At 58.8% G+C, this 23,067-nt stretch carries 16 protein-coding genes; 9 read left to right on the forward strand and 7 right to left on the reverse strand.

Annotated features, from left to right (window positions below; all coding sequences use genetic code 11):
* The first annotated feature begins 214 nt into the window (after positions 1-214).
* The 4 genes from KVG87_RS01965 (at position 215) to KVG87_RS01980 (ending at position 5,985) form a co-directional block, all read left to right on the forward strand.
* Positions 215-1,372 (forward strand): efflux RND transporter periplasmic adaptor subunit, encoded by a 1,158-nt coding sequence (locus KVG87_RS01965; protein ID WP_217848933.1) that lies wholly within the window; start codon positions 215-217, stop codon positions 1,370-1,372.
* Positions 1,373-1,387: 15 nt separating this feature from the next.
* Complete coding sequence (locus KVG87_RS01970; RefSeq protein WP_217848935.1) at positions 1,388-4,486, forward strand: multidrug efflux RND transporter permease subunit; 3,099 nt, start codon at positions 1,388-1,390, stop codon at positions 4,484-4,486.
* Positions 4,487-4,666: 180 nt separating this feature from the next.
* Complete coding sequence (locus tag KVG87_RS01975; RefSeq protein ID WP_217848937.1) at positions 4,667-5,308, forward strand: DUF1345 domain-containing protein; 642 nt, start codon at positions 4,667-4,669, stop codon at positions 5,306-5,308.
* Positions 5,309-5,475: 167 nt separating this feature from the next.
* Entirely contained in the window at positions 5,476-5,985 is a 510-nt protein-coding gene (locus KVG87_RS01980) for a hypothetical protein (protein ID WP_217848939.1), read from the forward strand.
* 50 nt (positions 5,986-6,035) lie between these two features.
* On the opposite strand, the gene KVG87_RS01985 is transcribed toward KVG87_RS01980, so the two are convergent.
* The 3 genes from KVG87_RS01985 to KVG87_RS01995 form a co-directional block, all read right to left on the reverse strand.
* Positions 6,036-8,477, reverse strand: coding sequence for an autotransporter outer membrane beta-barrel domain-containing protein (locus KVG87_RS01985; RefSeq protein ID WP_217848941.1), 2,442 nt, complete (start codon positions 8,475-8,477; stop codon positions 6,036-6,038).
* A 249-nt stretch (positions 8,478-8,726) separates the two neighbouring features.
* Entirely contained in the window at positions 8,727-10,811 is a 2,085-nt protein-coding gene (locus KVG87_RS01990; protein WP_217848943.1) for a hypothetical protein, read from the reverse strand.
* Positions 10,812-10,916: 105 nt separating this feature from the next.
* Entirely contained in the window at positions 10,917-11,762 is an 846-nt protein-coding gene (locus KVG87_RS01995; RefSeq protein ID WP_217848945.1) for a hypothetical protein, read from the reverse strand.
* 237 nt (positions 11,763-11,999) lie between these two features.
* Here KVG87_RS01995 and KVG87_RS02000 point away from each other — a divergent pair, with 237 nt between their 5' ends.
* The 5 genes from KVG87_RS02000 (at position 12,000) to KVG87_RS02020 (ending at position 17,321) form a co-directional block, all read left to right on the forward strand.
* A complete protein-coding gene (locus KVG87_RS02000; protein ID WP_302467806.1) occupies positions 12,000-13,028 on the forward strand; it encodes a LacI family DNA-binding transcriptional regulator in 1,029 nt (342 codons plus the stop codon).
* Positions 13,029-13,179: 151 nt separating this feature from the next.
* A complete protein-coding gene (locus KVG87_RS02005; protein ID WP_217848947.1) occupies positions 13,180-13,962 on the forward strand; it encodes a sugar phosphate isomerase/epimerase family protein in 783 nt (260 codons plus the stop codon).
* Positions 13,955-14,974: a sugar kinase gene (locus tag KVG87_RS02010; protein WP_217848949.1), complete on the forward strand. Its 1,020-nt coding sequence runs from the start codon at positions 13,955-13,957 to the stop codon at positions 14,972-14,974. The genes KVG87_RS02005 and KVG87_RS02010 overlap by 8 nt, the downstream gene beginning before the upstream one ends.
* Positions 14,975-15,031: 57 nt before the next feature.
* Entirely contained in the window at positions 15,032-16,330 is a 1,299-nt protein-coding gene (locus KVG87_RS02015; protein WP_217848951.1) for an MFS transporter, read from the forward strand.
* Between the two features lie 13 nt (positions 16,331-16,343).
* Complete coding sequence (locus KVG87_RS02020; RefSeq protein ID WP_217848953.1) at positions 16,344-17,321, forward strand: 2-hydroxyacid dehydrogenase; 978 nt, start codon at positions 16,344-16,346, stop codon at positions 17,319-17,321.
* 155 nt (positions 17,322-17,476) lie between these two features.
* On the opposite strand, the gene KVG87_RS02025 is transcribed toward KVG87_RS02020, so the two are convergent.
* From KVG87_RS02025 to KVG87_RS02040, 4 genes are all read right to left on the reverse strand, one after another.
* Entirely contained in the window at positions 17,477-18,664 is a 1,188-nt protein-coding gene (locus tag KVG87_RS02025) for a pyridoxal phosphate-dependent aminotransferase (protein ID WP_217848955.1), read from the reverse strand.
* A gap of 41 nt (positions 18,665-18,705) precedes the next feature.
* Positions 18,706-20,331 (reverse strand): methyl-accepting chemotaxis protein, encoded by a 1,626-nt coding sequence (locus tag KVG87_RS02030; protein WP_217848957.1) that lies wholly within the window; start codon positions 20,329-20,331, stop codon positions 18,706-18,708.
* A gap of 158 nt (positions 20,332-20,489) precedes the next feature.
* Positions 20,490-21,626: a glycerate kinase gene (locus KVG87_RS02035; protein WP_217848959.1), complete on the reverse strand. Its 1,137-nt coding sequence runs from the start codon at positions 21,624-21,626 to the stop codon at positions 20,490-20,492.
* Positions 21,627-21,843: 217 nt separating this feature from the next.
* Positions 21,844-22,962 (reverse strand): sugar diacid recognition domain-containing protein, encoded by a 1,119-nt coding sequence (locus KVG87_RS02040; RefSeq protein ID WP_217848960.1) that lies wholly within the window; start codon positions 22,960-22,962, stop codon positions 21,844-21,846.
* Between the last annotated feature and the right edge of the window lie 105 nt (positions 22,963-23,067).

A 23,067-nucleotide genomic window follows, 5' to 3' on the forward strand; every position in this document is an offset into this window, starting at 1 on the left:
ATTCGCTCGCACATTGAAATGCGATCTCCTGTGGGAGCGAGCCTGCTCGCGAAAGCGATCGAACTGTCGCAATAAATTTCAAGGCCTGCAGGATATACGCCCTCACCCGCTACTGAGCAAAACCCTTACACAATTTCACACAGCAGCTACAAAGCTTCACCGCTAACCTCCCCGTCTGGCCGTAGGATGCGGCCTTCAATATTGGGGGTTGTACATGTCTGGAAAACTGCTGGCCGGGCTCGGCCTGATCGCATTGGCGCTGACGCTGAGCGCTTGTGATTCGTCATCGAACGCCGAAGAGCAGGCGTCGCCGGCCACGGTGCGCATCGAGACCATCAAAACCCAGCCATTGTCGATCAGCAGCGAACTGAGCGGCCGCATCGCCGCGCCACGGATTGCCGAAGTGCGTGCGCGAGTGGCCGGCGTGGTGTTGCAACGCACCTACCGCGAAGGCAGTGACGTGAAAAAAGGCGATGTGCTGTTCCGCATCGACCCGGCACCTTTCAAGGCGGACCTGGACAGCGCCGAAGCCGCGCTGCGCAAAGCTGAGGCAAACGCCTTTCAGGCCAGATTGCAAGAACAACGCTATGCGCAGTTGATCGAGGACCACGCCATCAGCGGTCAGGACTACGATAACGCCCGCGCCGCTGCCCGGCAGACGGCAGCTGATGTCGCGGCCAGCAAAGCGGCGCTTGAACGGGCGAAACTGAACCTCGGCTATGCCACCGTCACCGCGCCGATTTCCGGCCGTATCGGTCGCGCCTTGGTCACCGAAGGTGCTCTGGTCGGACAGAACGAGCCCACGCCGCTGGCGCTGATTCAGCAGCTCAACCCGATCCATGCCGACCTCACCCAGTCGACTCGCGAGCTCAATGAACTGCGCCGGGCATTGCGCTCCGGGCAGTTGCAGGAAGTCGGTCAGGATCAAGCGAAGGCCACGCTGATTCAGGATGACGGTAGCGTGTATCCGTTGCCCGGCAAGCTGCTGTTCAGCGACATCACGGTCGATCCCGGCACCGGGCAGATCATTGTGCGCAGCGAGTTTCCCAATCCGGATCTCGACTTGCTGCCGGGCAGCTTCATCCGCGTACGCCTTGAGCAGGCAACCATCCAGAACGGCATTACCGTGCCGCAACGCGCGGTGCAGCGTGACAGTGCCGGCATTGCCCAGGTGCTGACCGTCGATGAGCAGATGCGCGTGGCGCAGCAACCGGTGCAACTGGGTGCGGTGCAAAACAATCGCTGGATCGTCACCGGCGGCCTGAAGCCCGGCGACCGTGTTGTCATCGAAGGCCTGCAACACGCCCGTCCCGGGGAAAAGGTGCAGATCGACGAAACCCCACTTCCACTTGCCCAGACCGCTGGTCAGTAAGCAGGACGCTCTTATATGCCGCAGTTCTTTATCGACCGCCCGGTGTTCGCCTGGGTAGTCGCGCTGTTCATTCTGTTGGCCGGTGCGCTGGCCATTCCGCAGTTGCCGGTCGCGCAATATCCGGACGTCGCACCGCCGCAGATCGAAATTTATGCCGTCTACCCAGGCGCCTCGGCCCAGACCGTCGATGAAAGCGTGGTCAGCCTGATCGAGGAAGAGCTCAACGGTGCCGATCACCTGCTCTATTTCGAATCGCAAAGCAGCCTGGGCAGCGCGACGATCAAGGCAACCTTTCAGCCGGGCACCAACCCGGAACTGGCGCAGGTCGATGTACAAAACCGCCTCAAGGTGGTCGAGTCGCGCCTGCCGCAAGCGGTCAATCAGCAGGGGTTGCAGGTGGAGAAGGTCTCTTCCGGTTTCCTCTTGCTGATCACTTTGACCTCTAGCGACGGCAAGCTCGATGACGTGGCGCTCAGCGATTATCTGGCGCGCAACGTGATGAACGAGATCAAGCGTCTGGACGGTGTCGGCAAGTCGCAGTTGTACGGCGCCGAACGGGCGATGCGGATCTGGATCGACCCGCAGAAGCTCATCGCGTTCAACCTGACGCCGGCCGATGTCAACGAAGCCATTGTTGCGCAAAACGCCCAGGTTTCAGCAGGTAGCATCGGTGATCTGCCGTCACCTTCGACGCAGGAAATCACCGCGACAATTCTGGTCAAAGGCCAGTTGTCGACGCCGCAGGAATTCGCCGACATCGTGCTCAAGGCCAATCGCGACGGCTCCACGGTGCGCATCGGTGATGTCGCGCGCGTCGAAATCGGCAGTCAGGAATATCAGTTCGGTACACGCCTGAACGGCAAGCCGTCCACCGCCGTCGGCGTGCAGCTTTCTCCAGGCGCCAACGCGCTGAACACCGCGACGCTGGTGCGGGCGAAAATGGACGAACTGGCGCGCTACTTCCCGGCTGGCGTGGAATACAAGATTCCTTACGACACTTCGCCGTTCGTCAAAGTCTCGATCACCAAAGTGATCTACACCCTCGGCGAAGCGATGCTGCTGGTGTTTGCGGTGATGTTCCTGTTCCTGCAAAACGTGCGCTACACGCTGATCCCGACACTGGTGGTGCCGGTGGCGTTGATGGGCACTATCGCGACCATGCTGGCGCTGGGGTTCTCGATCAACGTGCTGACCATGTTCGGCATGGTGCTGGCCATCGGCATTCTGGTGGATGACGCCATCGTCGTGGTGGAAAACGTCGAGCGCATCATGGCCAGCGAGGGCCTGTCGCCCAAGGAAGCCACGCGCAAGGCGATGACGCAGATCACCGGGGCGATCATCGGCATTACTCTGGTGCTGGTCGCGGTGTTTATTCCGATGGCGTTCATGCAGGGTTCGGTCGGGGTGATCTACCAACAGTTCTCGCTGTCCATGGCGACCTCGATTCTATTCTCGGCGTTCCTCGCCCTGACGTTGACGCCGGCCTTGTGCGCGACATTGCTCAAGCCTGTCGGCAAAGGCGAGCATCACGAGAAGTCCGGATTTTTCGGTTGGTTCAATCGCCGATTTGAGCAATTGACCGATCGCTATCAGGGCTGGGTCGGCTATGCGCTCAAGCGTACGGGTCGCTACCTGATGATCTACGTGGTCCTGCTGATTGGACTCGGAATCTGTTTTGCGCGCCTGCCCTCCTCGTTTCTGCCGACCGAGGATCAGGGCTACACCATCACCGATATTCAGTTGCCACCCGGCGCAACGAAGAGCCGTACCGTACAAGTGGCCGAACAGCTCGAAGCGCACAACGCTGGTGAGCCGGGGATCAGTGACAGCGTAGTGATCCTGGGTTTCAGCTTCTCCGGTAGCGGGCAGAATGCGGCGCTGGCGTTTTCGACGCTCAAGGATTGGTCGGAACGTGGCAGTGACGATGCTGCCAGCTCGATCGCCGACCGCGCCAACGCGGCGCTGAGCCAGATCAAGGACGCCATGGCCTTCTCGGTGCTGCCGCCGCCGGTGGATGGCCTTGGCACGTCCAGCGGTTTCGAGTTCCGCTTGCAGGATCGCGGTGGTCTGGGCCATGCGACGTTGATGCAGGCGCGTACGGAACTGCTCGCCGCCGCCGAGAAAAGTCCGGTATTGATGAACGTCCGTGAAAGCGCGCTGGCCGAAGCACCGCAGGTGCAGCTGATCGTCGACCGCAAGCAGGCGAATGCCTTGGGCGTATCGTTCGCCGACATTGGCAACGTGCTGTCCACTGCCGTGGGTTCGAGCTACATCAATGACTTCCCCAATCAGGGCCGCATGCAGCGGGTGGTCGTGCAAGCCGAAGGTGATCAGCGCAGTCAGGTGGATGATTTGCTGAAAATGCATGTGCGCAACAACGCCGGGAACATGGTGCCGCTGTCGGCCTTCGTTCAGGCCAACTGGATTCAAGGCCCGGCGCAGTTGACTCGTTACAACGGCTATCCAGCGATCGCGATATCTGGTGAACCGTCACCTGGGCACAGTACCGGCGAGGCCATGGCGGAAATCGAACGACTGGTTGCGCTGGGGCCGAAAGGTCTGGGTCAAGAGTGGACCGGTTTGTCGTTGCAGGAACGCCTGTCCGGCAATCAGGCGCCGATTCTGCTTGGCCTGTCGCTACTGGTGGTATTCCTGTGTCTGGCGGCGCTGTACGAGAGCTGGTCGATTCCGACCTCTGTATTGCTCGTTGTCCCGCTTGGTGTGCTCGGCGCGGTACTCGCCGTGACACTGCGCGGCATGCCCAACGACGTGTTCTTCAAGGTCGGACTGATCACCATCATTGGTCTGTCGGCGAAAAACGCGATCCTGATCATCGAGTTCGCCAAGAGCTTGTATGACGAAGGTCACGATCTGATCGATGCGACGTTGCAGGCCGCGCGCTTGCGCCTGCGGCCGATCGTGATGACATCGCTGGCATTCATTCTCGGCGTAGTGCCGCTCGCGATTGCAACTGGCGCGAGCTCGGCAAGTCAGCAAGCAATCGGCACAGGTGTGATTGGCGGGATGATCACTGCGACACTGGCGGTAATCTTCGTGCCGGTGTTTTTCGTCGTGGTCATGAAGCTCGTACAACGATTCACCAAACAACGCTGATCAAACTGTGGGAGCGAGCCTGCTCGCGAATGCGTCCGGTCTGCCAACATTAATGTTGAATCTGCTGACGTCTTCGCGAGCAGGCTCGCTCCCACAAGGATTGGCCAACATCATGCGCAGTGGCCACATCTGTCATCGCTGGGCTAAGGTGGTGAAACCTCCCTCGCCTACCGAGCTTTCATGCCCTTCCTCGCCCGCACCCACCCTCGCCTCTCCGCCGCCGCTCTGCTCGGCCTCGCCACCGGCCTGTTGGTCCCGGCCGATTCCATCGTCAGCAAAATCCTAATTGGCTGGAACGTCGGTGTCTGGACATACCTGATCCTGATGTTCTGGCTGACCATACGCGCCAAGGCCCCGGACGTGCGACGCATCGCCGAAGTCGAAGACGAGAACGCCGGGCTGGTGCTGTTTGTGGTGTGCATTGCCGCGTTGGCCAGTCTCGCCACCATCACCCTTGAACTGGCCGGCAGCAAAGACCTGGAAACCTCACGCAAACTCATGCACTACGGGTTCACAGCGCTGACAGTGACCGGCTCATGGCTGCTGATAGGTGTGATCTTCTGTGTGCACTACGCCAGATTGTTTTACACCTGGGACGGCAAAGAGCCGGCGCTGCGTTTTGCTGAAGGACTGACCACCCCCAATTACTGGGATTTTCTGTACTTCTCGTTCACCATCGGCGTGGCTGTGCAGACTTCGGATGTGGGTGTTGCGACACGGGATATTCGAAAGATTGTGCTCGCGCAGTCGCTGATCGGTTTTGTGTTCAATACGGCGATCCTCGGGTTCTCGATCAACATTGCAGCAGGATTGTTCGGCTGAAAAACACGGCTTGTTCTTGCAGTTCAAAGCTCACAAAAACGTACGCCTGTAAACTGTCAACACTGACAGTTTACAGGCGTACTGTATTCACGCTTCCATACAACATCCAGAAGTAGGACGGGTCAGTCTTTGGATGTCCCCAACCATATTGTATGGAGATAAAACTCATGAGCTATGCAGCCCGAGCCTACACGACGATCTTTCCGGTTTTAGCGCCGACCTATCTGTCAGCCACGATCAACGGCGATGCCAACCCACTCTACAGGTTTGTCAAAATCCCTCAATTCATGGAGTTTCGATCTACCTCTGTACCTTCCTTCGGGCCGAAGCCCTACCCGGAAGGCCTGCGTTACGTCCTGACAGCTGGACACACTAAGGATGGTGTGACGCGTACGCTTGAGTTTGTGTTCCCTTTTAAACCCCAATCGTTGACCTATGACCTCTCCAAAGATAGCGATGATGTCAGAAGTACCTACTATTCCAATCCTGCGACGGGTGATCTGCACGTCTCTGTGAGCGGGAGCCTGACATTGAAATATGACGACATTGAAAAAACCCTGAGTGGCACTTGGTCCGGCACATATGACCATGGTGGAGAGAGCGGCAACGAAGAGTTTCCGATCACTGGGGAGTTTGTCGCTAACGCAGACCTGAGCAAGAGAAAAAACGCTTACTGACTACGACAAAAAGGAAGCTGCGAGGCTTCCTTTTTTTAATGCTCATGCAATCAGAAACTGAAGCTCAGCCCGACACTCCCTCCTAGCTCCTGGTCAGCTTTGCTGCCCCGGCTGGTCCCTATCTCGCCATACAGTTGCCACTTGTTATTGGCCGGCACCCAATTGAGGCCCCCTGTAAGCTCGAGGCTGGTGCTGGACAAATCGTTGTTGAATCCAGTGTCATTCACGCTGACACGATTATTGTTGACGAATTCATGACTCAACGCCGCGTACAGCCTGGGTTGCAATTTTCCGCCATTGTTCAGCACCACCTCGCGGCCAACTGTCATTCCGACCTTGCCGAGCAATGAGCGGGTCTCGTTGCTGTCTACCTGCAGTCCGTTGTCCAACTTGTAGTCCTTGCCTTTTACCGTCGCAACACCAACCTGAGCAGAGGGCTCGATGAAGTAACCTCGGTTAAAGACTATATGCTTACCCACTTCGACGGTTCCACTGATGCCGAGATTATCGAAGTCACCCTTTGTTCGAGTGTCATCGCTCAAGGTGACTTTGACGTCATTACTGAAACGGTTGATTTTGCCAACGGAATCAACGTAATACCCGGTCGTTTCGTCATACCAGGACAGATACATCCCGCCATAGGTGCTATTGATCGTGCCGGCGCTGCCGCGGGCCAGGTCAAGGCGAGTGGTGCTGTAGCCACCAAAAACCCCGATCAACCATTGGCCATCACCTATCGGTAGTGGCGTGTCCACCCCCAATGAGACGCCAGTCTGATTTTGTTTATAACCATCACCGTAGGCATTCTTGACGTTGTACTGATTGGCATGAGTGCGTATCCACAGGCCGCTGGTCGCGTTCTGATTATCTGAGTCCAGTGCCGCAATCGATCGCGATCGCGGCTGAGTGCCGGCCATGCGACGGTCGCCGAGGCGAGTATTGAGAGTGGTCATTTCCGAATAGATAACCGTAGGAGCGGTACCGGCAATAGCCAATGCTGTTTGTGAACCTGTGCTCGGCGTTGTCCCATCAGTCCGCAGGAAAATACCTTCGCCCTCTCGCACCAGTTTGTACGCCAAAGCACCACGATCAACCTGACCGTTTCTCAGATCGAACTCAGCATCCCCGCCAGCGATGTTAGCCACTTGAAGCGGTGCACCGGTGACAGGTTCGCTGGCGCTTGCACCAACTACCAGCTCGTGACGGCCACTGGCTGATTCCGTGACATTGAGAAAGTCCGTTTCACCGGTGGACACGTCAGCATCCAAAAAAAACCGGCCGTTGCCTGACAGGTTGGCAACATCCAGGCGGACGAACTCGGCGGGCGTGCCGAATCTGACGTTCCCGCCCTGCATTTCGAGATTCGATAACGAATTGCTGCCAACCAGGTTCCATTCAGCGCCACGCCCGATGGACATAGCGCTGACGCCAGTAACCGAACCGTGCAGGATCGAGTCGTTATCCAGCATCACGACGCCAGCCCCAGAGCCCTGAATGTTACCGGTGAGTATGCTTCGGGTATCGAGCGAAACAGAATCGACGTTGAGCAAATTGCCGTCAAGGCTGGCATTGTTTTGCAAGAAAACTGCGGCGGTCCCGCCGTCAGCAACGTCTACATTGCCGGTTAACTGGCTGTCGTCGATCTGAAAGCGCGCTGCTGCGCCATCAATGACCTCGAGGATATTACCGTTGCCGCCGATCAGATTCGAACGGTTAGCTATCTCGATCAATACCGGTTGATCGTCCGGCGTCGCAAAATCGACTTTGATCGCTGCGCCGGTGCGGCCCTGCACGGTTGACCCATCAATCTTCAGTACACTCTGTGCGGTGACATCGCTCGGGTTCAGGACAGTATCCTCGCCAAAGATGATCCCATCCAGTTCTCCGATGACCTCGCTGGCTGCACTGATGTTGGCGTTGCCGCCGTAAAGTTCGAGGCCAACACCATCGGCGTCGGTCCCTTCAACCCGGCTGTCCACCAGATTCAAGGTACTGAGGGATGTTACCGCTGCGCCCGAGAAACCTCCTGTCAGCGTACTGCCAGTGACGGTCGCGGTTGAGCCAACGGGTACGTTCAGGTCGCGCGTAAGCGACATTGCTCTGCCATCGCTGGACAGCGTACTGCCGGATACCACTGCCGAGCTGTCGGTCAAGCTCAGCGCAGTGTCGAAATTGCTAGCCGTCACCGTTGCCGCGTCCAGAGACACTCGGGCGTCTGCTGAGGCTTCAATCTGTGAAGTGCTGGCGGAAATCGCGTTTAACGTCCCACCGCCGACAACGATGTTCAGCGTATCACCGCCATTGACGTTAAGCGTGGCAGTGGCAGGGATGAACCAGGCTTCTGGCGTAGCACCGACGGATACGGTTTCGACTTCACCAGGATTGAGATTTCGGGAAAAGGCCGTCTCGGATATTGCGATCAGTAATGCTGCACAAGAGAGCGTGCCAGTGAGTTTCAAAACTGTCGGTCCCAAGCTATTTTCAAACGTCATATACACTTCTCGTTGAGGTTTATCGGGACGGAAGAAGGACGGTTCAGACGTACATATTCCATCAGACGACCGTTGTAGACGGCGCCGGAGAATACCTGCTAGTCCGGACTTTCTCTGTAGGACTAATCCTCTTAATAGGTGGGCTTAATCGCCCACTCGCGACATTTCGAGATGTTTCTTACTCCGCAAATAAAATTGCATTGCCTGAAGAGGCTGGCTCTCCGGCAATGCAATGATCGCGAATGCCGTTTATGGAGCAGGCGCAGGATCCCAGCCCGGTTCCGATTCGCAGTACAAGAAGTCAGCATTGAGCAAGTAGACGACCATTTCCTGAACTTCTGACGTCGTTACAACTGGCGTCGAATACCAGATTTTTACATAACCCGCGTAAAAGTCAGTCGGATCAGGCGTGGTAGCAGGTGGACGAGGAAGATTACGAATAAAAGGTGCGTATGGCACTTCCCAAAGCATCCCCTCCGTTAGCTCAAGCAAAGTGATCGCACGAGTACGGGAAAAAACCGTATCCGACGGTGCGTCTATGGTGTATTTATCGTCATGCCAGCCTTGCCAATTGAATGTGATGTCCATTCCATCGGTGAAATGATCATTAGGTTTGATCTTGAACGTCGCAACGTGATCATCCCCCGTCAAGCTCTCGCAAATAATGTATGGATCTTCGGTGCCATCGGTCGGTGGACGTTGGAATTCCGGCTTATCGAGAACAATGACTACAGTATTGACAGTTACCGTCTCCTTTGCCGAGTCTTGAGTATTATTCCGAGCGGGGTTTTCATATGTCCACCAAGCCTCTTTAAGCCCGATACCACCCGGACCGACAACGGTATATGGCAAATCTATCTGAATGACTGTATTGATATTCGACGTAGTCATTGGAATGGAATTAACGATAATTTCGCCTTGGTCCCCGAGATACTTCAGAGTAACCAGATCGCCCGATTCGGGATCGGGAAACGTCGTCCCGGCGGTCACAGGCGAGACATCGATGTGAGCCTTGGCAGTCTGGTCGACATCCTGAGGGCCCAGTAAGTTATCCGTGACAGGTGGCTGTCCGCGGACGATCAGTTTCCGGAATTCGGGATTAACTTCAGGGGGCGGGGTCGTCGGGTCGACGGTATAAGGCGGATGCGTCGAGAAATCTGTTTTTACAGTTGTTGTTCCATCGTCGATGGATAAGCCGCCACGCATCAAGTCAGCTTTGACGACCACGTCCAATTCGAAATTCGTACCCGTCTGGTTATCAAAGTATTGTTTGCTCAGACTCGACCAAGGAATGGTGAACTCCAGCTCCGTGAGTGCGTTGAATGGCAGATCCTGGGCTGGTTGAGCGCCGTACGTCAGGCTCACTACGTCGGTGCCGATTGTATCTACCAACCGGCTGACTTTTACCTTCACACCTGCACGCGCATCTTTTAAATCGATCAGACCATCTTCGTTTGCCGGGACGGTAATGACGCCCAGTTTGGGAAGTGGCAGAAAACGCACGTTTTTGAAATACACGCCCCATGCGCTCTGGTTGCCAGCAGCGTCAGTAATGATGAACCAGATGAAGGCCCGGCCGCTCGTTACCTTGCGTAGCTCTGCGGTCGGGATGGACAGCTTGCCATCGGGGGGCATCGGTCCGTTGAAAAAAGGGGGCACCTGCGGAGGGTTGGTACGTGTACCTGCCACGTACAGGGTCAACGTGTCATCCGGCTGAACGTTGGCGTAGCCTGTATCAATTTGTACCTGCAATCCCCCTTCGTTACCTGGCTGACCCGCCCATGTGTCATCCAGATCCCCGGGGGCATTTGGAAACGTGGCTGGCGGAATTGTTCTGGCGCCTGGAACCTGTCCTGGATTTGTACCTGTTTGTGCAGGTTTCGCTTGCCAGGCACCAGTACGGTCGATAAAAAACTTCATGACAGGACCGGTCAGCGGGTTGAGCCCCCGCTCATACAGCACGCTACGCACCCAGATCGGCGTCGGCCCCACCGGGGTTGCATCCTCACCCAGAAATTCGGTAGGCACAGTGATCGGGAAATCTACAGGACGGCTGGCCACGTCGCCGAGGTTTACCCTGTTTAACCGCGTGAAGTCTGTCGGCAGCGGATTGGCAGGAGGCTCGGTTCGCGTAACGTCAAGGGCGATCTGATCTCTGCTGTTAGGATTCGACCACACATTGGTCTTGACCATAAGTGTCAGCGCGGCGCCCACAGGTATCGCAGCTATCGGAATAATGTCCTTGTTCGTGCCGCGCCCGTCTGGCAATTCGGGGGTAGGTGCGACCAGAACGCCCAAGGGTGTGCCTGACTCCGCAGTTTGAATACTTGTCATGTGCCTTCTCCATTGCGTAGAAAATGTTTTTTGATCCATGCATCTTCGACAATGGCGAATGTCGCCAACTGCAGTCGTAATATCGCTGCTACTGTTGCGGCCTGATCACTTCATCCAACTTGCATCCGAGCAATACTTGCTTTCTCCCGGAATTTTCCTGTCTACCTTCACCAACCCGGTAAACGAGCGAAAGATAGGTACACCGTCGCGCAATAGTTGGTAATTAACTAGGGCCGAATCGTTTTCCTCCATGGGTTCTATATGTGAAGCAAAGGGCTTGATTACAATCTTGACTGGCTCCTTGGTCACAACATCTGTCACAACCTCAGTAAAGTTAAACACCTGTGTCAAAGGGTTTCCCGACCCGTTTAAAGAATCCCATGCCTGCCAATCCAGGCTGAGGACATCCGTAAGCTCAAACAAGTCATCGAAAGGAATTTCGATACGTACCCCTTCCCAGATAAACAAGGCTTCCGGATCGTCGGGATGGTTCTTGTAACATCCGATATATCCCCAGGCATCCGCGTCGGGAAAAGTAACCTCCTTCAAAAGTTGCGGCGGCTTAACTATCGCAAAAGTCAGGCGTCGTGAAGGTGACGTAGTAGGGTTGATCGAACGTACTGTGTACAAAAGCTCAAACGTAACCACATCCGGAAGTTTCTCGGGAGCTACTGGAATACGAAACTCCGGTGCATCGTCCGCGGCCCCATACTCGCCAAAGGCGACGAAATCAGGGTTACCAACGATGAAAATTTCAACACGGTCTTTATTCACGCCTGAAACAGGAAAGTTCGGCCAGCGGTCAATAATACAAACGATGCCTACCTGTTTTGCGTCCGGCGGCAATGTTCCGGCCGGGTCAAGCGGATCGACGCCTTCCACTCGTGGCAGGCTCAGAAGCACGCCGGGATTCAATGGATTGCTGGAGGTAATCGGCGTTTCGATCGGCATGGAATTTCTCACTGGCTGGTCATCTAGGCCTGAAAGAAATTAAGCGCTGGTATTGGAAAGATGCCTACTGTCAGATCTGACAGGTAAAGCAACCGTTTGTCGGAAATCCACTTTGCCGTGATTGCTTCTGCTGCATTTGAAGGTTGACGGGTCAAGGTCAGATAGTGTCTTCTGAAACCGGTTTCAGCGGTATCCATGCCGTTAAAACGCTACATTTCAAAAATAAGGTCTGCCCCATTGAACGACTTCTCCGCCGCCCAGCGCAGCCGCGTGACCATGCTCGATGTTGCCGAACGCGCCGGCGTGTCCAAGGCCAGCGTCTCGCGCTTCATCGGCGAAGACCGCGCGCTGCTCTCCGACGCGATTGCCTTGCGCATTGAACAAGCCATCGGCGAACTCGGTTACCGCCCCAACCAAATGGCCCGCGGCCTGAAACGCGGACGCACTCGGCTGATCGGCATGCTGGTGGCCGATATCCGCAACCCCTATTCGATTGCCGTGATGCACGGGGTGGAAACCGCCTGCCGGGCGCACGGCTACAGTCTGGTGGTGTGCAACACCGACCGCGATGACGAGCAGGAACGCCAGCATCTGGCGCTGTTGCGCTCGTACAACATCGAAGGGCTGATCGTGAACACGCTGGGCCATCACCGTGACGAATTGCACGAGCTGCGCCGCGAGATGCCTATGGTGTTGGTGGATCGCAAGGTCGACGGGCTCGACAGCGACATGGTCGGGTTGAACAACTCGCAAGCAGTAGAGATGGCGCTCGCGCACCTTGAGCAGCGCGGATATCGGGATTTATTGCTGGTCACCGAACCATTTGACGGCACCAGTTCGCGGATCGAACGGGTCAGCAGTTTTCAAGCGCAGATTGCCCAACGCTCGGCCCTGACCGGAGCGGTGCTGGAAACCGGCGATCATCTACTCGCGCAACTGCAAACCTTTTTAAACACCCACGGTGACGGTCCGAAAGCACTGTTTTGCGCCAATGGCGTGGCGGCGTTGGCGGCGACTCATGCGTTGCGCGCACTCGGTGTGCGCTTGTTCGAGGATGTCGGGCTGATTGCCCTGGATGATCTGGATTGGTATCCGCTGGTGGGCAGCGGGATTACCGCGCTGGCGCAGCCGACGCAAGAGATAGGCGCGCGGGCGTTTGAGTGTCTGCTCAAGCGCTTGCGCGGGGATGATGAGGTGGCGCGGGTGGTGGATTTTGCGCCGGTGCTGGTTGAGCGTGGGTCGACCCGTGAGGTTGGCGGTGTCTGATCTGACGCTTTCGCGAGCAGGCTCGCTCCCACAGGTTGATCGCATTCCATTGTGGGAGCGAGCCTGCTCGCGAAAAGGCCTGCAAAAGCACCACAAATCCATCTGATATTTTTTTGAACAAAAATGAAACCGGTTTCAGAGGTCAATAACAATGAATAAACCAGCCGTTTCCATCAGTCTGTCCAGCTACGGTGCCGAGCTCGTGCGCCAGCGTGGGCAGGATTGTTTTATCGACATCCTCGCGGCAGCCGGGGCGAATCGCATCGAGTGGCGTGAAGAGCTGCTGACCCGTGAAGACCCGGCGCAACTGGCTCAGGCTACCCAGGCGCAGGGCCTGCAAAGCATTTATTCCTCACCCACCGAACTCTGGCTCGCAGGGCAAGCGCAGCCAAATCCCGAACTGATTACCGCGCTGCAACAGGCCCAGGCATTCGGCTCGAAATGGCTGAAAGTGTCCCTCGGTTATTTCACCGACAACTCTGACTTGCAGGCACTGGCCGAGCGACTCAAGCAAAGCCCGGTGCAACTGCTGGTGGAGAACGACCAGACCTTGCACGGCGGGCGCATCGAGCCGTTCCAGCGTTTCTTTGCCGCCGTCGAGCAGCACAACCTGCCGATCAAGATGACTTTCGACATTGGCAATTGGCACTGGCAGGACCAGTCCGCCGCCAGCGCCGCACGCGCGCTCGGCCGTCACGTCGGTTACGTGCATTGCAAAGCCGTGGCGCGCCGCGCCGACGGCAAACTGGTTGCCGTACCGCCGGCCATCAGCGATCTGCATTTGTGGGAACAACTGCTGCGGCACATGGACCAAGGCGTTATGCGCGCCGCTGAATACCCGCTGCAAGGCGATGACCTGGTGCAACTGACCCGCGAACACGTCGCCGCCCTCGCCCGCCTCGGTCAATCGCGCCTGGAGCCAGCCCATGTCTGAGATCGATATTCTTTCTTTCGGTGAAACCATGGCGATGCTGGTCGCCGAGCAGACCGGCGATCTGGCCAAGGTCGAGCAGTTTCACAAACGGATTGCCGGGGCCGACAGCAACGTCGCGATCGGCTTGTCGCGCTTGGGTTTCAACGTCGCATGGCTGAGCCGGGTCGGTAACGATTCACTTGGTCGCTTCGTGGTGGAAACGCTGATCAAGGAAGGTCTGGATTGCAGCCACGTTGAAGTCGATAAAAATCACCCCACCGGGTTCCAGTTCAAATCGCGCAACGACGATGGCAGCGACCCGCAGGTGGAGTATTTCCGCCGTGGTTCGGCAGCCAGTCATTTGTCGCCGCACTCCATCAGCGACAACCTGCTCAGCGCCCGCCATTTGCACGCCACCGGTATTCCGCCGGCGCTGTCAGGTTCCAGCCGGGAAATGTCCTTCGAACTGATGACCCGGATGCGCAACGCCGGGCGCAGCGTGTCGTTCGACCCGAATCTGCGCCCAAGCCTGTGGGCCAGCGAGGCCGAGATGATCCGCGAGATCAACCGCCTCGCCGCTCTCGCCCACTGGGTGTTGCCGGGGTTAAGCGAGGGCCGCTTGCTCACCGGTTTCGACGACCCGGCCGACATTGCTGCGTTCTATCTGGATCAGGGCGCCGAGGCGGTGGCGATCAAGCTCGGGCCTGCGGGCGCTTATTACCGCACGCAGCTGGATCAGGGTTTTGTCGCTGGCGTGCCGGTGAGCAACGTGGTCGATACCGTGGGCGCCGGGGATGGCTTTGCGGTGGGGATGATCAGCGCCCTGCTCGAGCATCAGAGTTTTGCCGAGGCCGTGCAGCGAGCGAACTGGATTGGCAGTCGCGCGGTGCAGAGTCGTGGCGACATGGAGGGGTTGCCGACCCGCCAAGAGTTATCGATTGAATTTGAATCCGCCTTCGCGAGCAGGCTCGCTCCCACATTTGGAATGCAATCCTCTGTGGGAGCGAGCCTGCTCGCGAAGAGGCCCGCCTGATCACCGCAAATCAATAAACCTGCTGCGACAAAAACAACAAGCTCAGGAGTCACACCGATGAAAACCGCTACCCTCGCCACCCGCCGCTGGTGGTACATCATGCCGATCGTGTTCATCACTTACAGCCTGGCCTATCTCGATCGCGCCAACTACGGTTTCGCCGCCGCGTCGGGCATGGCCGAAGACCTGATGATCACACCGGGCCTGTCCTCGCTGCTCGGCGCGCTTTTCTTTCTCGGCTACTTTTTCTTCCAGGTACCCGGCGCGATCTACGCGCAAAAGCACAGCGTGAAGAAGCTGATTTTCGTCAGCCTGATTCTCTGGGGCGGGCTCGCCACGCTGACTGGCGTGGTGTCCAACGCCTATTGGCTGATCGTCATTCGCTTCATGCTCGGCGTGGTCGAAGCGGCGGTGATGCCGGCGATGCTGGTCTATCTCTGCCACTGGTTCACCCGTGCCGAACGCTCGCGGGCCAACACGTTTCTGATCCTCGGCAACCCGGTGACCATGCTGTGGATGTCGGTGGTGTCGGGCTATCTGGTGCAGCATTTCAGCTGGCGCTGGATGTTCATCATCGAAGGTCTGCCGGCGGTGTTGTGGGCGTTTATCTGGTGGCGTCTGGCCGATGATCGTCCGGCCCAGGCCAAGTGGCTCAATGAGCAGGAAAAACACGATCTGGAAAGCGCGCTCGCCGCAGAGCAGGTCGGCATCAAGGCTGTGAAGAACTACGCCGAGGCTTTCCGTTCGCCGAAGGTGATCATCCTGGCGCTGCAGTTTTTCTGCTGGAGCATCGGCGTCTACGGATTCGTTTTGTGGCTGCCGTCGATCCTCAAGGCAGGCGCGCAAATGGACATGATCGAGGCTGGTTGGCTGTCGGCGCTGCCGTATCTGGCGGCCGTGCTGGGCATGCTCGCGGTGTCGTGGGGTTCGGACAAATTGCAGAAGCGCAAACGCTTCGTCTGGCCGCCGCTGCTGATCGCTTCGATTGCGTTTTATGGCTCGTATGCCTTGGGCGCCGAACATTTCTGGTGGTCGTACACGCTGCTGGTGATTGCCGGCGCCTGCATGTACGCGCCGTATGGGCCGTTCTTCGCCATCGTTCCGGAAATTCTGCCGGCCAACGTCGCCGGTGGCGCCATGGCGCTGATCAACAGCATGGGCGCGCTCGGCTCGTTTGGCGGCTCGTATCTGGTCGGCTATCTGAACAGCTCCACCGGTTCGCCCGGTGCCTCGTACCTGTTGATGAGCGGCGCGTTGCTGTTGTCGGTGGTGCTGACGATTTTCCTCAAGCCCGGCGCCAGTGATCGCGTCGTCGCCAAAGCAGTCGGCACCCCGCGTGTGCCGGCGCATTCCTGAAAGGACTTTTGCCATGAAAAAACAGGTCGTGCTGTACAAGAAACTCTCGCCCGCGCTGATGGCGCGCCTGCAAGAGCAGTTTGACGTGACACTGATCGAAAGCCTCGACGCCGACGGCCTCATGCAGCTGCGCGATGCCCTGCCCCGCGCCCACGGTTTGCTCGGCGCCAGCCTGAAACTCGATGCGGCGTTGCTCGATCTGGCGCCGCAGCTGAAGGCGATTGCCAGCGTCTCGGTGGGTGTCGACAACTACGACATCGAGTATCTGAGCCGGCGCAAGATTCTGCTGACCAACACCCCCGATGTGCTCACCGAAACCACCGCCGACACTGGTTTCGCCCTGATCCTCGCCGCTGCCCGGCGCGTGGTCGAACTGGCCAACATGGTGCGTGGCGGGCAATGGAGCCGCAACATCGGCCCGGCGCATTTCGGCACCGATGTGCATGGCAAAACGCTGGGCATCATCGGCATGGGCCGCATTGGCGAAGCCTTGGCCCAGCGCGGACATTTCGGTTTCGGCATGCCGGTGATCTACCACAGCCAGTCGCGCAAACCGGCGGTCGAGGAGCGTTTCGACGCGCAATATCGCAGCCTTGAAGAGTTGCTCCAGCAGGCCGACTTCATTTGCCTGACCTTGCCACTGACGGCGCAGACCGAACGCTTGATCGGCGCCGAGCAGTTTGCGCTGATGCGGCCGGAGAGCATCTTCATCAATATCTCGCGGGGTAAGGTGGTTGATGAGGCGGCGATGATCGAGGCGTTGCGCAACAAGCGCATTCGCGCGGCGGGGCTGGATGTGTTCGAGCGCGAGCCGTTGAATCATGATTCGCCATTGTTGCAGTTGAGCAACGTGGTGGCGACGCCGCACATGGGCTCGGCGACCCATGAAACGCGTGAGGCAATGGCGCGGTGTGCGGTGGAGAATCTGTTGGCGGCGTTGAATGGACAGCGGCCGGGGAATCTGGTGAATGCCTCTGCGTGGCAAAGCTGAGATCTCTGGCGCCAGTAAAGCCGCCTTCGCGAGCAGGCTCGCTCCCACAGAGAATGCATTTCAAAATGGGAGCAAGCCTGCTTCCACAGCAGAATGCATTCCACTGTGGGAGCGAGCCTGCTCGCGAAGAGGCCTTTACAAACTACGCCAATCCATCAGGCACTGCGCGCCTGCAACAGCTGCACCGCACACAACGCAATCCTCGCGCAGGCATCCGCCAGTTTGACCCGATCCACCACCAGCCCGATGCGAATATGCCCCGCCGCGCTCGGCCCGAACGCTTCACCGGCCAGCACCGACACGCCATAACCTTCCAGCAAGCGCTCGGCAAATGCTTGCGCGCCGAGGCCGGTCTGACGAACGTCGACCATCACGAACATGCCGCCATCCGGGCGAATCGGCTGCAAGCCGGGGCAACCGTGCAAACGCTCGCACACCAGATCGCGGCGCAAGCGATACTCCTCGCGCATCTGAGAGACTTCCGGCAGATCACTTTGCAGCGCCACTTGCGCGGCCTTCTGTACGAAATCCGGCAGACCGAAGAGCATGCTCAGTGACAGGTTCACCAGATGTTCAGCCAAGGCTTTCGGGCCGATCATCCAGCCGATGCGCCAGCCGGTCATCGCATGGGATTTCGACAGACTGTTGATCGTTGCGGTGCGCTCGGCCATGCCCGGCAGGCTCGCCGGACTGATGTGTTCGCCTTCGTATAAAAGCTCGCTGTACACCTCATCGCTGATCAGCCACAGATCATGACGAATGCACAGCGCTGCCAGTTCCTGCCAGATCAGCAAGGGCAGACTCGCGCCGCTGGGATTGTTCGGGCTGTTAAGCAACATGGCCCGAGTTCGCGGGGTGATGCGCGCGGCGACATCGGCCGGGTCGACACGAAAACCGTTCTCCGGGCGCACCGGCACCGCAATTACCTTGGCACCGCAAGCGCCAAACACGCCTTCGTAGGTAACGTACATCGGCTCGGCGACGATCACTTCATCGCCCGGATCGAGCAGACACTGCGCCACCGAATACACCGCGCATTGCGCGCCGGGCAGGACAATCACCTGATCAGGATCAACACGCTGACCGCTGCGCTGGCGATGACGCTCGGCAATCAGCCTGCGCAGCTCGAAGCGACCACGCACGTCGGCGTAATGGGTATCGCCGGCCAACAGGCTATCGATCGCGCCATGGACGATCGGCAACGGCGTATCGAAATCCGGATCGCCGACGCTCAACAACAAAACATCAACGCCCTCGGCGCGCAGTTCCAGCGCTCGGTCGTGAATCTGCCAGGCAGCGGCACCCTCCCCGGCGATTCGTTGGGTCAAGGCTGAATAGCGCATGTACGTCTCCTGTTAGCGCGGTTTCCAGCCTTCACCGTATCTCAAATCACGAAACGCGCCACCATGGCATTCAAATCCACTGCCAGCCGCGACAGTTCGTGGGTCGCGGCACTGGTCTGATTGGCGCCGGCGGCCGATTGCGTGGCGAGGTCGCGGATGTTGACCAGGTTGCGATCGACTTCGCGCGAGACTTGCGCCTGCTCTTCCGACGCACTGGCGATGACCAGGTTGCGTTCGTTGATCTGGTGAATCGATTGCGTGATCTGCTCCAGCGCCACGCCGGCCGCGCGGGCCATTTCCAACGTGGACTGGGTGCGCTGATTGCTTTGCTGCATCGAGGAGACAGCTTCACCGGTACCGTTCTGGATGCCGGCAACCATTTTCTCGATTTCCTGGGTCGACTGCGCGGTGCGATGGGCCAAGGCGCGCACTTCGTCAGCCACCACGGCAAAGCCACGGCCAGCCTCGCCGGCACGCGCGGCTTCAATCGCAGCGTTGAGCGCCAGAAGATTGGTCTGCTCGGCGATCGCGCGAATCACGTCCAGCACCTTGCCGATGTCACGACCTTGCGCGGCGAGGCCTTCGATCATCTGCGCGGTGTTCTGCACGTCGTGAGTCATGGTCTGGATCGCGTCGACGGTTTTCACCACCTGATCGCGACCTTCGCGGGCGGCGTGGGTCGACTGGTTTGACGCTTCGGAAGTCGACACGGCGTTGCGCGCCACCTCTTCCACCGCAGCGGTCATCTCGTTGACGGCGGTGGCGGCCTGCTCGATTTCGTTGTTCTGCTGCTGCAGCCCGCGCGACGCTTCTTCGGTGACGGCGCTGAGTTCTTCGGCAGCGGCGCCCAGTTGCGTGGCGGAACCGGCGATCTGCTCGATGGTTTTGCGCAGGTTGGTCTGCATCGCCGCCAAGGCTTCAAGCAAGCGCGCCGGTTCATCCTTGCCGTCGTCTTCGATGGCTTTGCTGAGGTCACCGCTGGCAATGGTTTGCGCGGCGAGCACGGCGCGGTTGAGCGGCGTGACGATGCTGCGGGTCAGCAACCAGGCGAGCAACACGGTGGCCAGCGCCGCAATCACGGCGACGATGATGATCCCGGTGATCGCGCTGTCATAGTTTTCACCGGCCTTGGTGGCCGCCGCTCTGGCCCCGGCGGTATTCATGCCGATCAGCTTGTTGAGCTGCTCGCCCATCTGATCGGTGCCTTCCTTGATGCGCGTGTTGATCAACGCGCGCATCGCTTCCAGATCGCCTTTGCGCGATAGCTCAATCATCTGATTCTGCGCTTGCAGGTAATTATCGAGCGTCGTCGAAAACGTCTGGAAGACCGCGCGCTCTTCAGGGCCTGCCGGCAACGCAGCGTAGCTGGCCTGCGCTTTGCGCACCTTGTCGACCAGCACCGCGATGCGGGTTTCTGCCTCTTGCAGGCTGGCCGGTTCGCGATTGACCAGCACACGGAACGAGAGGATGCGCATGCGCAGGACGTTTTCCGTGACCACACTGAGGTGGGTCACGCTTGGCAATTGGTTGGTGTCCATGTCGATCGACGCCTGACGAATGACCGTCATGCGGCTGACCGCGAACACGCCGAGGACAATCACCAGCAAGGCGATAAAGGCAAAACCGAGGAAAGCACGGGGCGCGATATTCAGGTTACGCAGGGACATGGTCGGACTCTCGAAAGAAAGAAACTACGAGCGTCCATGCCGTGAGCACTGGCCCATAGCGGGCGACAGTCCGGCGGCACTGAATTTTGGTTTTGTGTGCGCCTGACCGTTGTATCGGCCAGGCTTGAGGAAGGTTTCGGGTCTGCGGCAAATATTTTTCAGGCTGAGGCGAGTTGCCAGACCCGAGCAATATCGGTGGCGCGTTCACGCAGCAGGCGCGGTGCTTCGGCGCAGGCTTGCTCCAGTGTCATCGGTCCGCTGGTCACGGCGAACGCGGCGTCGATGCCGTGTTGATAGAGCTCCTGGTAGCCCTCGCCCAAGGTCCCGGCAATCACGATCACCGGCACAGCGTGTTGTTTGGCAACTCGCGCAACACCGAACGGTGTTTTGCCGCGCAGGGTTTGCGCATCGAAGCGGCCTTCTCCGGTAATCACCAGATCCGCACCTTTGACCGCCTCAGCGAGCCCGACCAGTTCCGCTACCACCTCGACGCCCGCCTGAAACTGCGCACCGAGAAAAGCCTTGGCCGCAAACCCCAGACCACCCGCCGCGCCGCTGCCCGGTTCATCGCGCACGTCTTTGCCCAATGCTTGCGCGCAGAGTTTGGCAAAGTGCCCCAGCGCCTGATCGAGTTGCTCAACCTGCGCGGGCGATGCGCCCTTCTGAGGGCCGAAAATGGCCGAGGCGCCGTGGGGGCCGCAGAGCGGATTATTGACGTCGGCGGCGATGTCGAAACGCACATCGGCCAGACGCGGATCAAGCCCAACCACATCGAGTCGCGCCAGTTGCGCCAAGGCCAGGCCGCCCGGTACCAGAGGCTGATTTTGCGCATCCAGCAACTTCACACCCAACGCCTGCATCGCCCCGGCACCGGCGTCATTGGTCGCGCTGCCGCCAATCGCCAGAATCACCCGTTGCGCGCCGGCATCCAGCGCTGCACGAATCAATTCACCCGTGCCAAAGGTGCTGCTGATGCAGGCATCGCGCTGTCCCGGCGGGACCAGTTGCAGACCGCTGGCCTCGGCCATTTCGATGATCGCTGTGTGGTTGTGCGGTAGCCAACCCCAAGCAGCATCGACCGGCGCGCCCAGTGGACCGCGCACGCGGGTGCGGCGTAACTCACCTTCGCAGGCTGCGAGAATCGACTCGACCGTGCCTTCGCCGCCATCGGCCATCGGGCATTTGATCAGCGTTGCCTGCGGCCAGACCTGCGCCAGTCCGAGGGCGATGGCTTCGGCAACGCCTTGGGCACTCAGGCTGTCCTTGAACGAGTCGGGGGCGATGACGATTTTCATGGGAATTCTCCGGTTGCAGTGGCGTTCATGCTGCCAGCGGTCGCGAGCGTTGACGCCGGTCGGCTGCACAAGTGGCGTCGACGTTTATTGTTCATTTCCACAAAAGGCTGGCGTTGGATGTTCCGGCCCCTTCGCGAGCAGGCTCGCTCCCACATTTTGAAATGCATTCCAAATGTGGGAGCGAGCCTGCTCGCGAAGGGGCCATTGAACACACCGATCAATTCGGATCAGTCTGCGGCAACAGCTGCACCCCCAGATACAACGCCAGCATCCCGTCCAGCTTCAACGGATCAACCCCGCTCAACTCGGCAATCCGCTCCATGCGATAACGCAGACTATTGCGATGAATGCCCAACGCCTCGGCACACGCCTGACTCTGCCCGTCGTGCTCGCACCAACTGCGCAGCGTCGCCAGCAACTGGCCGCTGCTGTCCTTGGCGATGACCTTGCGCAGCGGCTTGAGCAGTTCGTCCAGCGCATCGTCGTTGCGATGTCGCCATAGCATGACCGGCAAGCGATAACGATTGAGCGTCAGCAGCCGCGAATTCGGCAGCACGTCACGACCATAAGCGAGCAAATCGCCGACCCGTCGATAACAGCGACGCAACCCGGCCAGACCATCCGCCTGCCCACCGACGGCGATGCGCAGAATCTTCCAGCCGAGGCCATCGAGCTTTTCCAGCAGGCGATCGTGCTCGACGTTCTGGCTCGCCGGGCGACACCACAACAGCGACGACTTCGCCGAACTCACGCACCAACTGTCGGGATACCGCGAGGTCAGCCACGCACTCAGTGCCTCGACGGTTTGCCCCGGCCCGTGCTCAAGACCCAGCTCAAACAGATACGGCACCCGGGTCAATTGCGGCTTGAGCCCAAGCTGCTGCGCCTCATCGATCAGGCGCGGCGAATCCCCCGCCTCGCTCAACAGCAAAGCCAGCAGATCATCGCAACGCTGCCGTCGCCATTGCTGCTCGGCCTGCTGGTTGCGCTGGCCGACGAGCATTTCAGCGGTCATGCGCACCAGCTCGGCGTAGGTGCGCAATTGCTCCGGCTCGCCAGTGATGCCAAGCACGCCGATCAAGCGCTGATCGAGCAACAGCGGCAGGTTGATGCCCGGTTGCACGCCTTTGAGGTGCACCGCGGTCTGCGCATCGATTTCCACCACGCGCCCGTTGGCCAGCACCAGTTGCGCGCCTTCATGCCGGGTGTTGATGCGCTCCGGTTCACCGCTGCCGAGGATCAGGCCCTGGCTGTCCATGACATTGACGTTGTACGGCAAAATGGCCATGGCCCGGTCGACGATGTCCTGGGCAAGGTCGTGATCGAGTTCGAACATAGCGGCGGCAATCCTTCATTTCAGGCACGAACGGTTGTTCAGCCGCACAGGGTCTGGCGGCAAACCCTGTGCTCAGGCACAAAGACAATCCGGCCAAAGGTGGCC

This window comes from Pseudomonas siliginis (genome assembly GCF_019145195.1).
In the GTDB taxonomy this organism is placed as follows: Bacteria; Pseudomonadota; Gammaproteobacteria; order Pseudomonadales; family Pseudomonadaceae; genus Aquipseudomonas; species Aquipseudomonas siliginis.